General features: G+C 70.8%; 12 protein-coding genes. 1 reads left to right on the forward strand and 11 read right to left on the reverse strand.

Going from position 1 to position 12675, the window contains the following annotated elements; all coding sequences use genetic code 11:
- Nucleotides 1–579 precede the first annotated feature (579 nt).
- Nucleotides 580–3732: a BTAD domain-containing putative transcriptional regulator gene (locus GAS53_RS43320; protein WP_151483282.1), complete on the forward strand. Its 3153-nt coding sequence runs from the start codon at nucleotides 580–582 to the stop codon at nucleotides 3730–3732.
- On the opposite strand, the gene GAS53_RS43325 is transcribed toward GAS53_RS43320, so the two are convergent.
- From GAS53_RS43325 to GAS53_RS43375, 11 genes are all read right to left on the reverse strand, one after another.
- Nucleotides 3716–4477, reverse strand: a complete 762-nt coding sequence (locus GAS53_RS43325; RefSeq protein WP_151483283.1) for an ABC transporter permease — start codon at nucleotides 4475–4477, stop codon at nucleotides 3716–3718. The genes GAS53_RS43320 and GAS53_RS43325 overlap by 17 nt on opposite strands.
- Entirely contained in the window at nucleotides 4474–5412 is a 939-nt protein-coding gene (locus tag GAS53_RS43330; protein WP_151483284.1) for an ATP-binding cassette domain-containing protein, read from the reverse strand. The genes GAS53_RS43325 and GAS53_RS43330 overlap by 4 nt, the downstream gene beginning before the upstream one ends.
- A gap of 228 nt (nucleotides 5413–5640) precedes the next feature.
- Nucleotides 5641–6012, reverse strand: a complete 372-nt coding sequence (locus GAS53_RS43335) for a thioesterase II family protein (protein ID WP_225859444.1) — start codon at nucleotides 6010–6012, stop codon at nucleotides 5641–5643.
- Between the two features lie 354 nt (nucleotides 6013–6366).
- Nucleotides 6367–6699: a phosphopantetheine-binding protein gene (locus GAS53_RS57085; protein ID WP_225859445.1), complete on the reverse strand. Its 333-nt coding sequence runs from the start codon at nucleotides 6697–6699 to the stop codon at nucleotides 6367–6369.
- A 101-nt stretch (nucleotides 6700–6800) separates the two neighbouring features.
- On the reverse strand, nucleotides 6801–7652 hold the full coding sequence (locus GAS53_RS43345; RefSeq protein ID WP_151483285.1) for a PhzF family phenazine biosynthesis protein: 852 nt from the start codon (nucleotides 7650–7652) through the stop codon (nucleotides 6801–6803).
- Complete coding sequence (locus tag GAS53_RS43350; protein WP_151483286.1) at nucleotides 7649–7942, reverse strand: DUF1330 domain-containing protein; 294 nt, start codon at nucleotides 7940–7942, stop codon at nucleotides 7649–7651. The genes GAS53_RS43345 and GAS53_RS43350 overlap by 4 nt, the downstream gene beginning before the upstream one ends.
- 21 nt (nucleotides 7943–7963) lie before the next feature.
- Entirely contained in the window at nucleotides 7964–8953 is a 990-nt protein-coding gene (locus GAS53_RS43355) for an ornithine cyclodeaminase family protein (RefSeq protein ID WP_151483287.1), read from the reverse strand.
- Nucleotides 8941–9591, reverse strand: a complete 651-nt coding sequence (locus GAS53_RS57090) for a prephenate dehydratase domain-containing protein (protein ID WP_225859446.1) — start codon at nucleotides 9589–9591, stop codon at nucleotides 8941–8943. Before GAS53_RS57090 ends, GAS53_RS43355 begins: the two co-directional genes overlap by 13 nt.
- On the reverse strand, nucleotides 9588–10691 hold the full coding sequence (locus tag GAS53_RS43365) for an aminotransferase class IV (RefSeq protein ID WP_151483288.1): 1104 nt from the start codon (nucleotides 10689–10691) through the stop codon (nucleotides 9588–9590). The genes GAS53_RS57090 and GAS53_RS43365 overlap by 4 nt, the downstream gene beginning before the upstream one ends.
- Entirely contained in the window at nucleotides 10688–12115 is a 1428-nt protein-coding gene (locus tag GAS53_RS43370) for a phenylacetate--CoA ligase family protein (protein ID WP_151483289.1), read from the reverse strand. The genes GAS53_RS43365 and GAS53_RS43370 overlap by 4 nt, the downstream gene beginning before the upstream one ends.
- Before the next feature lie 11 nt (nucleotides 12116–12126).
- The gene (locus GAS53_RS43375) at nucleotides 12127–12423 is read right to left on the reverse strand and encodes a Dabb family protein (RefSeq protein WP_151483290.1); all 297 of its coding nucleotides are present in this window, start codon (nucleotides 12421–12423) and stop codon (nucleotides 12127–12129) included.
- Nucleotides 12424–12675: the final 252 nt, after the last annotated feature.

Consider the following 12675-nt stretch of genomic DNA (forward strand, 5'->3'; position numbering starts at 1 on the left):
GTGACACCGGCGCGCTCGGAGGCGCGACTTGTCGTTCTGCTGCCTTGTCCTGTCCAGTTCGCTGGTGGACCTGCGGCGACGATTCCATTGCCCGTTTTCCTTCCTCCGCCGACCGGGAGTACCCCCGGCCATGACCGGCCCCGTCCCCGGACCGTCACCACCATCACGGCCACTGGGCCTTTGCGTTGTCCCGCCGGCGAGACAGATCCATGGGACGGCCAGACGAGTGTCTCGAGATCCCCTTCCGCCCATGCCGTGCCGGTGGTGTCGGCGCTCGCCGGCCGGGCGGGGTTGATAGCGGACCAGCGAGTCTGCATGCTGGCACCACCCGCAGGCGCTGTGTTGCTGTCCGGCGGTCGGTTCGGCGGCGGCGTCATCGGTCTTGAGGTGGGAAAGCAGCCGTGTCCCGTCCGAGCCCGAGCGAATGCGGCCGGAGATTGGCTCGTGTGTGTCCCCGACCCGCACCGGGCGGCCTGCCTGGTCCGGTCAGCGTGCCTGCGCAGGCGCCATGGCCAGGGCAATGTCCCGCGGTGCGGCAGCAATTGGTTGCCTGCCGAACACCCATGGCAAACTCAGCGGGTGCAGATCGCGATACTGGGCCCATTCGAAGTGCGCGCGGACGACGGCGGCTTGGTTGATGTGCCGGGCGCGCGGCTGCGCGGACTGCTGATCGCCCTCGCGCTCCAACCGGGCCAGGGGGTCCCGAAGGCGTCACTCGTCGACTGGATCTGGGGGGAGCGCTCGCCCGCCCACGCAACGAATGCCCTGCAGCGCTTGGTGTCCCGGCTGCGGAAGGCACTGCCGTACGGGGCGGTCGAGGGGCATACGGACGGCTACCGGTTGACGGTCGAACCCGACGCCGTCGACGCCGTGCGGTTCGAGCGCCTCGTCGTCGCAGGCCAGGCCCGCACCGAGGACGCCGCACAGCGGGCGCGGCTGCTGCGCGAGGCCCTTGAGCTGTGGCGCGGTGCGGCCATGCAGGACATCGGCCTGCAGGACAGCGCCGCGTTTGACGCCGCGGTCGTCCGGCTCGACGGGTTGCGCCTGACCGCCATGGAGGAGCGGTTCGACGCGGAGGTCACCCTCGGGCGGGGTGCGGAGCTGGTCACGGAACTGACCGACCAGGTGGCCGCGCACCCGCTGCGGGAACGGCTCGTCGCCGCGCTGATGCGCGCCCTTGTCACGGCCGGTCGAGACAGCGAGGCACTCCTTGTGTACCAGCGCGCGAAGGAGACCCTGGCTGACGCGCTGGGCGCCGACCCCTCGCCGGAGCTGGCCGCGTTGCACGTCGCACTGCTGCGGGGTGAGCTGGGGATGCGTGAGCAGAGCCGCAGGACCAACCTGCGTGCCGAGCTGACCAGCTTCATCGGCAAAGGTGCCGATGTCGCCGCGGTCCGCGAACTCATCGCCGAGCACCGGCTCACCACCGTGATCGGACCGGGCGGCGCGGGCAAGACCAGGCTGGCCACGGAGACCGCGCGGGCGCTGCTCGGCGACCTGCCGGACGGGGCCTGGCTGGTGGAGCTGGCCGCCATCGGCGCGGACGGCGACGTGGCCGACGTGGCGCAGGCGACGCTCGCCGGGCTCGGGCTGCGGGACGCCCTGCTCGGCGGGGCCCCGAACGTGGAGCTGGCGGACCGGCTCATCGCCGCGATCCGCGAGCGGGAGGCGCTGCTGATCCTGGACAACTGCGAGCACGTGGTCGAGTCCGCGGCGGTGTTCGCCCACCGGGTGCTCGGGGAGTGCCGGCGGCTGCGGATCCTGGCGACGAGCCGGGAACCGCTCGGCATCACCGGGGAGGCGCTGTGGCAGGCCGAGCCGCTGGCCCTGCCGGAGCGGGACGCGGGCCCGGGCGAGATCGAATCCGCACCCGCCGTGCTGTTGCTGCGGGACCGGGCCGGGGCGGTGCGCCGGGATCTCGCGTCCGACGCCCGCACGCTGGCCACGATGGTGCGCGTCTGCCGGACCCTTGACGGGATGCCGCTGGCGATCGAACTGGCCGCTGCCCGGTTGCGCACCATGTCCATCGACCAGCTCGCCCACCGGCTCGACGACCGGTTCCGCCTGCTGACCAGCGGAAGCCGCACCGCGCTGCCGCGGCACAAGACGCTGCGCGCGCTGGTCGACTGGAGCTGGGAGCTGCTCACCGACGCCGAGCGGTTCGTCCTGCGCCGGCTCTCGGTGTTCTCCGGCGGGGCGAGTCTGGAGGCCGCCGAACGGGTCTGCGCCGGCGACGCGGTTGAGCAGGGGCAGGTCCTTGAGCTGCTCACCTCACTGACCGAGAAGTCGCTGCTGCGCGCCGAGGGCGACAGCGCCCCGCGCTACCGCATGATCGGCACGATCAAGGAGTACGCCGGGCAGCGGCTCGCGGAGGCGGGCGAAGCGGAGCCGGCACGCCACGCGCACCTCGCCCACTTCACCGAACTCGCCGAGACCGCGGAGCCGCATCTGCGCCGCGCCGAGCAACTGAAGTGGCTGGCCACGCTGGAGGCCGAGCACGACAACATCGGTGCGGCGATGCGCGGAGCGCTCGCGGCGGGCGAGGCGCAGGCGGCGATGCGGCTCGCGGCGGGCGCGGGCTGGTACTGGTGGCTGGGCGGGCACAGGGCCGAGGGCCTGGAGCTGATCACAGCGGCCACCAGGATGCCCGGCGAGGTGGCCGACGAGGTCCGGGCCACGATGTACGCGCTGGTCGTGCATTTCCTGAGCTCCGGGCCGGGGGACGAACACCAGGTCGCGGAGTGGATCCACAAGGCGTACCGGTTCAGTCGGCACAGCCGGCGCAGCCACCCGCTGATGAGGTTCATCGCCCCGCTGAGACGCATGCTGCAGGGGCCTGCCGCGTTCCTGCCCGCGTTCGAACCGCTGCTCGACGACGAGGACCCCTGGGCGCGTGCGCTGGCCCGGCTGCACCTGGGCAAGATGCGGGTCATGCTCGGCCAGGGTGGGCGGGACGCGGACGCGCACCTGGAGCGGGCGCTCGCGGAGTTCCGGGCGCTCGGCGAGCGGTTCGGGATCTCGTTCGCCCTGATCGAGCTGGCGGACCGGATCGCCGTGCGCGGCGAGTTCGCCGCCGCGTGCGAGCACTACGAGCAGGCGATCGCGGTCGTCACCGAGGTGGGTGCCACCGAGGACATCATCCAGATGCGGTCGCGGCAGGCGCAGTTGTACTGGCTCCGCGGCGACGAGGACGCCAGCGCGGCCGCCATCGCCGAGGCGCAGCGGTACGCGGAGCGGGTCGCCTGGCCGGGCGCGCTGGCCGTGCTGGCCCTGTCGAAGGCGGAACTCGCCCGGTGGGGCGGCCGCCCCGAGGAGGCGCGCAGGCAACTCGGCGCCGCGACGGCCCTGCTGGGCGACGAAGCGGAGCAGGCGAACATCCGCGCGGTGACCCACGACCTGCTCGGCTACCTCGCCGACGACCTCGGCGAGGCGCGGGCGTACCACGCGGCGGCCTGCGCGGCGGCGTCCGAGGCGGGACACGCGCCGCTGATCGCGCGGGCACTCATCGGGGTCGCGGACCTGGCACTGCGCCGCGACGAGCCCGAGCAGGCCGCGCGGCTGCTCGCGGCGAGCACCAGCGTGCGCGGGCTGGCGGACCGCTCCCACACGGACGTGGCCCGGATCGAGCGAACAGCGCGGCGCCGCCTCGGCGACGGGGGGTTCGTCGAGGCGGCGCGGGAGGGGACGCGGACGAGCTGGTCTCAGTTGGTCGAGGTCACGCTCGCTTCTTGAACGTGGAGACCGCCCACACGTACCCGACGACGGCGAGCCCGACGCACCAGGCGATGGCCGCGATCGTGTCGCCGCTCGACGCGCCGCCCATCAGCAGCCCGCGCAGCGTCTCGATGATCGGGGTGAAGGGCTGGTACTCCACGAACTGCCGCACACCGGCCCCCATCGTGTCCGCGGGCACGAACGCGCTGCTCAGGAACGGCAGCATGATCAGCGGCACGGCGGCCATGCCCGCCCCCGCCGCGGTCTTCGCGGCCAGGCCCATGGCGACGGTGAGCCAGCTGGCCGCGAAGCTGACCAGAGCTATGAGACCGAGCGCGCCGAGCCAGTCGACGGCGCTCGCGTTCGGGTCGAACCCCATCGCGAAGGCCACCCCGATGATGACCGCGCAGGCCACCAGACAGCGCACCGTGGTGATGACGACATGTCCGGTCAGCATGGCTCCGCGGGAGACGTCCATGGTCTTGAACCGGTTGATGATGCCCTTGGTCATGTCGTCGTTCACGGCCGTCGCGGTGGCCCCAAGGCCGTAGCTGATGGTCATCACGAGCAGACCCGGCGTCGCGTAGTCGATGTAGTCGACGCCGACATCGAACCCGCCACCGAACACCTTGACGAACATGAGCATCATCACGATCGGGAACAGGATCGCGTTGAACACCGTGACGGGGTTGCGTGTGGTGTGCTTCAAGTTGCGGCGCAACATGATCGCCGAGTCGGCCAGTGCCATCGAGACAGCGCTCACTGTGAGATCGCCTCCTTGCTCGTGCGCTCGGTCAAGGCGATGAAGACGTCGTCGAGGTCGGGGGTGTGCACGGTCAGCTCGTCCGCCTCGATGCCGGTCGAGTCCAGCCAGTCGAGGATGGAGCGCAGCTCGCGCTGGGTGCCGTCGCTGGGGATCTGCACCGACAGCGCCTCGTCGTCCGTGGTGACGTCGCGCAGCGCGGCGGCGGCGGAGCGGTATGTGGCCGGGTCGGTGAAGCGTAGCCGCACGTGCCCGCCGGGGATGAGCCGCTTCAGCTCCTCGGCGCTCCCCTCCGCGACGAGCTTGCCGTCGCTCAGCACCGCGATCTGGTCGGCGAGCTGGTCGGCCTCCTCCAGATACTGGGTGGTGAGGAAGATGGTGGTGCCGTCGGCAACCAACTCGCGGACGATCTCCCACATCGTGCGCCTGCTGCGCGGGTCGAGACCCGTCGTCGGCTCGTCCAGGAAGATGATCTGCGGGTTGCCGACCAGCGTCATCGCCAGGTCCAGCTTCCGGCGCATACCGCCGGAGTAGGTCGCCGCCATCTTGTCCGCCGACTCCACCAGGTCGAACCGCTCGAGCAGCCGCATGACCACCTGATCGCCGGAGCGCACGCGCTTCAGGGCCGCCATCATCTGCAGGTTCTCCCGGCCCGAGAGCAGGTCGTCCACCGCGGCGAACTGACCGGTCACGCCTATGGCGGCGCGCACCTGCTTGGTCGCCGTCGCCACGTCGTGCCCGGCGACGTACACCGTCCCGGCATCGGCCTTCAGCAACGTCGCCAGGACATTCACCGTCGTCGTCTTGCCCGCCCCGTTCGGGCCGAGCAGGGAGAAGACCGATCCTGCGGCGACATCGAAGCCGATGCCGTCGAGCACGGTCTTGTCCCCGTATGCCTTCCGCAGCCCTGAAACTGCAATCGCTGAACTTCTCATGCCTCCACAGTCGCGGGCGGGCCTGTCACGCACCTGTCACCCCTCTGACATGACTGCTGACATGACCTCAGATTCGGGTGTTCCCCGCACATCGTCCCTGGTCAGAACAGTGCACAACCGACAGGTGACCGCCCGCCACCGCGCTGGGGACCACAGGCGAATTCCACCTCGCCTCATCGAGGACCTCCCGGACGTGATCGACCGGGTACATGGGGGCGCCCGGGAACTTCACCTGGCTGAACCCACTCGACGTGGCCGCGTCCCGCCGCCGCTGCGCCTCTCGCGCTGTGTCCACGGCCCCGGCGAACCGCTGACGACCAGCCGCTCGACGTGCACGTCACGCATGCCCAGCAGGTGCACCAGCTCGTACGCGAGCACCGCACCCAGGCTGTGCCCGAACAGCACCGTCCGCGCCCCCGCGCCGAGGTCCGCGACAATGTCGTCGACCGCGTTCTTGGCCGCTTCGACGACATTGCGGTACGGCATCTCCAGGATCCGCCGCTCCCTGCCGGGCAGTTCGACCGGGACCACGCGCCACCGGTCGCCGGCCAGCTCCCGCCACGGGTGGAAGAACGAAGGACTCGCTCCCGCGAACGGCACGCACAGCAGCGCGGCCCGCTCCCCAGGTTCCGTGCGTGTTGTCGGCCAGGACCTTCGCCCTGATGTCCGGGAAGTCTTGCCGGTTGTCGGTGCCTATGTACTGGCCGAAGTGTTCCTCGAGTTCGGCCCGGTACTCCGGCAGCGTCGTGCCGGCGTGCATCTCCGTGAACCCGGGCCGCCGTGGGACCAGCTCCACCGACCCCGCCGGCGTGTCCACACCGTCGGAGCCGCGGACCTGCAGGGCGCAGGACGGGTGGTCCTGCACGTGCAGGACGAAGCTGAAGTACGTCCAGCCGAGGCCGCCTCCTCCGTGGAAGAACCACAGCGGCGGCTTGCCCATACCAGGATCGCTGTTCACCGGCAGCACGACGGCGAGCGGGCCGACGGGGTCGTCGCAACGCCGTCGACGAGCACCAGCGCGGCCAACTCGCCCACCGTGGGGTACTGGTTGACCGTTCTGAGAGGCACGTCGGTGCCGAACTGTTTGCGGAAGCGGGCGTTGAGCCGGGTGGCCAGGAGCGAGTGCCCGCCGAGCACGAAGAAGTCGTCGTCGATACCGGCCCACCCCAGACCGAGCAACTCGCCGAAGAGAGCACACGGCTTTCCCTCATGAGAGTTGCGCGGCTTTCGGCTGACCGCGGTGCTCGCGTGCTCGGACGGCAGCGCTCGCCGGTCGGGCTTGGTCATACGGGCCACCCGGGGGGAGGGCTGGACGAGGTGAGCAGCCAGGGTGGGCGGGGGGGGTTCTGCGGGGTGCCGGGCCTGGAAGTGTGCCCGCACCGCCGGTCTCACGCCTGAAGGGTGCCGCGTACGCAGGTCACGCTCGCGCCGCCGACCCATATGTCCTGCCCCTCTGCCTCCACCGTGAGCACGCCCTGCCGTCCCAGGCGCGTGCCCTGGCCGACCCGGAAGCCGCGCGGGGCCATCCCCTGGCCGATGAGCCACTGGGCGAGCCCCGCGGTGAGGCTTCCGGTGACGGGGTCTTCGCGCACGCCTTGGGGCAGCGCGAAGGCGCGGACCTCGAACTGCACGGGCGAGCCCTCGGGGTGGGCACCGATCACGCCGAGTGTCAGCTCGCGCATGTGCTGCTCGTCCGGCTCCAGGGCCAGCACCTCCTCAGCCGAGGCAAGCTGTACGGCGGCCCAGCCTGGCCCGTTGTCGACCCACTGGTGGCCGACGATCCGCGTGCGGGCGATGCGCAGCCCGCGGGCGATGCGGTCCAGGTGTGCGTCGTCCAGAGGGCCGCTGCGGCGCAGGGCGGGGGCGCGGAAGCCCAGCCCGTCGCTTGCGAGCCGCACCTGCACGAGCCCGAGGCCGCACTCCTGCGTCAGTTCTCCGGGCTTCTTCGGAGTGCCTCCGGCCTCCAGCCAGGCGTGCGCGGAGCCCAGCGTGGGGTGACCCGCGAATGGGATCTCGCCGCCCGGCGTGAAGATCCGCAGCCCGTAGTCGGCCTCGTCGGAGGCAGGCGGGACGACGAACGTCGTCTCGGACAGGTTGGTCCACTGTGCGAGCCGGGCCATGTCCCGGTCGGTCATCCCGGCGCCGTCGAGGACGACGGCGACGGGATTGCCGAGGTAGGGGACCTCGGTGAACACGTCGACCTGCGCGAAGGAACGCCAGCGGTGGGACGGCGGCGTCATTCGCCCTCACCCTCGACCAGGATCAGGTCCATGTGCGTGCCGTCACGGAGCGGGAGAATGGCGCTGTACTCGGGCGAGGCGTACCACCGGCGGGCGTGCTCGGCCGTAGGGAACCCCATCACCGACAGGTGCTCGGGCTGCCAGTCGCCCTCCAGCGCCTCGGACTCCCCACCGCGGATCACGAACCCTCCGCCGTAGAGCCGCAGCGTGTGCAGCACCTTCGCGCGGTACTCCGCCATGCGCTGCGCGTCGCCGATGACTCCGACATTGCCGATCAGTAGTGCCGTCATACGGTGTCCTCTCCCGGTGTGTCAGCAGGTGAAGTCGGCCTCGGTGCCGATGCCGAGGCGTCGTGCGGCACGGACGATGGCGAATCCGGAGGCGACGTCCTGCGCGGCCATGCCCAGCGACTTGTAGAGCGTGCGCTCGGCGGGGCCGGAACGGCCGGGGTGCTTGCCCAGCAGCACCTCGCCGATCTCGGTCAGCGGCCGGTCGGCGGACACCAGCCCCTCCTCGACGGGCGCCGCGATCTCGGAAGACTCGCGCAGGGCTCCCTCTCTGCTGTCCACGAAGACCGAGCAGGAGGCCACCGCACCCGCGTCGAGCTCGCGCTTGCCCGGGACGGAGGAGCCGACGGCGTTGACGTGCACGCCGTCCGCCAAGTCGGCTGCCCGGACCACGGGTTCGACCGTGTCGACCGTCGTGCACACCAGGTCGGCACCGCGCAGCGCGTCTGCGGGTGTGGGCGCCGGCTCGACGTCGACGTCGGCCTCCGCACGCGCCCACGCCACGAACGCCTCGGCCCGCGCACGGCCCCGGTTCCACAGCCGCACCCTGCGCAGCGGCCGAATGTCCCGCAGCGCGAGCAGATGGCTGCGCGCCTGGGTGCCGGCACCGATCAGGGCCAGGTCGCCGGCCTCAGGGGCAGCCAGGGCCTCGGTCGCCACGGCGGAGGCCGCGGCCGTGCGCAGCGCGGTCACGGCTGCACCGTCCATCAGGGCCAAGGGCTGTGCGGTCTCGGGGTCGAACACCACCACCATGCCCACGTGCGTCGGCAGGCCACGAGCACTGTTGCCGGGCGCGTGCAGCACCGCCTTCAGGCCGTATCCCGCGTCGGACTCGCCGGCGACATGGCACGGCATGGCAGCGAACAGCGAGGCGTCCCGGCCGGATCCGAGCACGGTGCGCACCGGCTGGACGACATCGCCCGCGCTGTAGCGGCGCATCACCTCGGCCACCACCCGGTGCGCCTCGGCCACGGGCAGGGCCTCTCGTACGTGGTCTCCGTTCAGCAGCAGCACGGGCTCGTCTCCTTCTCGTGCGTGCGCACCGGAGACCAGGGCGGCCTGGTTCCCGCCCTGCTGAACACCGACCAGACCATGCATATGGGCCGGGTCCTCGAGATGAACTCCAGGCCGTGCAGCTGCGCGGCCGGCACGGTGGTCAGCGCGAGATCGGCGGTTCCGTCCACGGCGGCCTGGGCGGCGGCGCTGGTGGAGTCCTGGTGGATCACCTTGTGCGTCGCGTGCCGTTGCGGCAGGAGCTGCGCGATGATCGGCTCGGGCGCGGGGTGGCTCGCGATGGTCGGGGAATCCGGCACCGGTCCGGCTCCGCGGCGTACGGCGAGGCCGTACAGCGGGGTATCCATCACGAACACCCCGGCCAGCTCAACGGCCGGGTCCATGTAGAACTGGTTGATTCCCCGGTAGGCGTTGGCCACGACGACATGGGTCACCTCATGGGCGTGGAGCGCCTCCACCGACTTCTCGTAGGTGTCGAACAGCCGGACGTCGACGGGCGGCCCCTCGGGCCCGGACATCTGGACGGCGTACCGCTCCGACGCCACTTCGCTGCTCGTGCCGGGCGGGCCGAGCGTGCCGACAGCCGAAGGCTGATCGGAGCCGGGGCGCAGGAGAGAGATGAAGTTGAGCAGCGTCATCCGCTTTTCCCTTCGCTGAGCGTGGGTGTTGGGTTGGGGGGGGAGAAACTCCGGGGCGCCGACGGAACAGGGGCCGGCCGCGAACCGAGGTGCTCAGACGGCGGAACGGTGGTGAGCCACTCCGGATGGCCCCCGTCCCCGGCTTGGTCCTGAGCCCGCGTGGCCGTGCGGTACAGCGCGGCCACGCGGGCTGTGACCGGTCCTGCGGTGCCGTTTCCGATGTCTCGGCCGGAGAGCGCGACCACGGAGGCCACTTCCTTGCCGGTCGAGGTGAGGAATACCTCGTCGGCGGTGTAGAGGTCCACCGGGCTGAGGGGGCGTTCCAGGACCGTCATCCCGGCCTCCTGGCACAGGGTGATCACGGTGTCCCTGGTGATGCCGGGCAGCAGGTCGCCCGTGTCCGGCGGGGTGACGAGGACGCCGTCCCGCACCGCGAACACGTTCGCGGTGCTCGCCTCGGCGACGTTGCCCGACCGGTCCAGGAGGATGGCGTCGTCGTATCCGGCCGCGCGCGCCTCGTCGCAGGCGAGGGCGCTGGTCACATAGCTACCGGAGATCTTCGCCTGAACGGGAAGCGCGTCGCGAGCCGGGCGCCGCCACGCGCTGAGGGCGCAGCGCACCTCCTGGACGTCACCTGCCGTGGGATACCCGAATGTGGTGAGGGACAGCGCGTCGGACACCCCGGCCAGCGAGACCCCGGGCGGCGTGTCCGGCAGCAGGGAGAGCTTGTGCGCCAGTGGACGCACGTAGACGTCTGCGTCGTGCGCGTTCATCCGCAGCAACTCGACAGTGATGTCGATGAGTTCCCGGACCGTCGGTGGAATTCCCGTGATGCGCAGCATTCGGCATGCGCGCAGCATGCGCGCGTAGTGTTCGTGCGCCCGGAACAGGTGGAGCCCGCCGTGCGAGCGGTAGGCGCGGATTCCCTCGAACACCGCGGTCCCGTAGTGCAGGCCCTGTGTGGAGAGCGGCAGCCGAGGAGCGTGCGCCGGGACGAACTCGCCGCGGTCGTACGCCCATGCCCCGAGCCCGAGCTGCGATCGCTGCGGAGGGGAGGCGCCGACGGCGGGCGGGCCGGCGAGGGACGGGCCGGCCGTCATGTCCTCGCCTCCGCGATCCGCTCGGCCGAGCGGGACTCGACCGAGGTCTCGGCGCGCGGGTCGCGGAGGTCCACCACGCGCGCGGCCTTCCAGCTCACCATGGCTCCGGTGCTGGTGATGGGGCCGGGGTCACCGAAGGCCACGCTCAGCGCGGTGTCCAGCTCCTCGCGGCAGTCCGCGACGGCCCGTTCGGTGCCGTCCCCCCGGTGCCGGTCCGGGTCGGCGTTCAGGGTCAGGGTCAGCAGGTCCCTGCCCGCGTCGTCGCGGGCCACGGTGATCTGGTAGTCGAGGTAGCCGCGGAAGCGACGCAGCAGCAGGTTCTCCAGGTCGTAGCCGTTGACGAGGTGCCCGTTGAGCCGGAGCCGGTCGCGGACACGTCCGACGGGCTCCAGCGCCGGCGCCGGTACGGCGGCGCCGGGCCCGGCCTCCGTCATCCGCACCAGGTCCCCGGTGCGGTAGCGGATGAGGGGCTTCGCGCCGGTGTAGAGGTTCGTGACGACGAGTTCGCCGCAGCGCACCCCGTCGGGGCCGGGCGCCGCGGGCTCGGCGGTGCCGGGGTCGATCACCTCGTAGTAGTTGATCAGCGGTGCGATGCGGAGCGTACCGTCGGCGGTGGCTGCCGCGAGGACGGATGCCTCCTGTGACGCGTAGAGGCAGTTGTGCGCCTCGGCCCCCCAGAGCGCGCCGATGTTGTCCCGGAGGCTGGGCGACATCAGCTCGCCGGTGAGCATGAGCAGGTCGAGGGAGAAGTCTCGCTGGGGGTCCAGCCCCGCCTCGACCGCTTTCTGGGCCAGCCGCAGGGCCATGCCCGGGGTGCAGAACAGCCCGGTCACCGGCAGCAGCCGCATGACCTCCAGGGCGCGGTCGAATCCGACCACCGGCGAGTGCGGCCACATCTTGGCCACCGTGTGCCCCAGGTTGCGGCACACGTCCCCGAACGTGTCCCCGGTGGCGTGCAGTTCCGTGGGGCCGGAGATGCCGACGACCTGGCGGTCCCCGTGCGACGCGAAGATGTCCCGGTAATAGGCGGTGAGTACGGTGTTGTTGTGGATGGTGTCCCCATTGGTGCGGGGGCACGGGGTGGGCTTTCCGGTGGTGCCGGTGGTCTCGTAGACGGTCCAGGCGTCGGACACGGGCAGCGAGAGCATGTCGAACTGCGCCTGCTGCAAATCCGCTTTGGTGGTGAAGGGAAGGTTCCGGATATCGCGAAGCTGCAGTCCGGACAGCGTCTCGTCCGTGAGCCCGGCCAGTTTGGCGCGGTAGAACGGGGAGTTGGCGCGGACATACGCAAGTACCTCGCGCAGCTTGCCGGTCTGGTGGGTTTCCAGCTCGTCGGCCGTCCACTTTCCCGTGCCGAACTCGTCGAACAGTCCGCGCAGCTCGTCCGTGAGCGCCGCAGATTCTGGGTCGTATTGCGTGAACACTCAGTCCTCCTTCACATGTCTTTCAGGTCGACGACGACCCAGTCGGATATCGCTCGCCACTTCTGCACGGACTCCTGGTGGTACGCGTTCGCCTGGTACTTCTCCAGCGCGGCGAGATCTGCCAGCACCCCGATCACGGCGAAGTCGTAGGAAATGTCCCGGTCAACCGTGTTCCAACCCACCCGCCATTCTGCGAGTTCCGGAACGTGGCTGCCGACCGCCCTGGCGAACTTCTCGGCCTCGACCACGGACGGAGCAGAGCGCTCAATGCCGTCCTTGAGCTTGAAAAGAACGATATGCGTGATCACGATTGCCTTTCGTGCAGGATATCGGCTGACCTTCGGGAGCATCGAGGATATGCCTGGTCGAGATCCGGTATACCGCCATCCGTGACGGTCGGGGAAGCGAGATCAAGCTCTTGCCGCCCACCGCAGGGCTGTCTCGCCGGCGGGACAGAGGCGTGTTTGACGGCGGAATGGCTTCCGTTCTCGTCGAGTTTCCTGAAAAGCGCATCCGTGTGGGCCGGGCATTCGTGTCCCGTCGACGGGACACGAATGCCC

The organism is Streptomyces albicerus, from assembly GCF_008905045.1.
GTDB lineage: Bacteria > Actinomycetota > Actinomycetes > Streptomycetales > Streptomycetaceae > Streptomyces > Streptomyces albicerus.

Bases quoted from the DNA above. Each gene is read 5' to 3' on its own strand.
- GAS53_RS43330 (WP_151483284.1), bottom strand. From the start codon at position 5,412: ATGAGAAGTTCAGCGATTGCAGTTTCAGGGCTGCGGAAGGCATACGGG.
- GAS53_RS57085 (WP_225859445.1), bottom strand. From the start codon at position 6,699: ATGACCAAGCCCGACCGGCGAGCGCTGCCGTCCGAGCACGCGAGCACC.
- GAS53_RS43345 (WP_151483285.1), bottom strand. From the start codon at position 7,652: ATGACGCCGCCGTCCCACCGCTGGCGTTCCTTCGCGCAGGTCGACGTG.
- GAS53_RS43350 (WP_151483286.1), bottom strand. From the start codon at position 7,942: ATGACGGCACTACTGATCGGCAATGTCGGAGTCATCGGCGACGCGCAG.
- GAS53_RS57090 (WP_225859446.1), bottom strand. From the start codon at position 9,591: ATGACGCTGCTCAACTTCATCTCTCTCCTGCGCCCCGGCTCCGATCAG.
- GAS53_RS43365 (WP_151483288.1), bottom strand. From the start codon at position 10,691: ATGACGGCCGGCCCGTCCCTCGCCGGCCCGCCCGCCGTCGGCGCCTCC.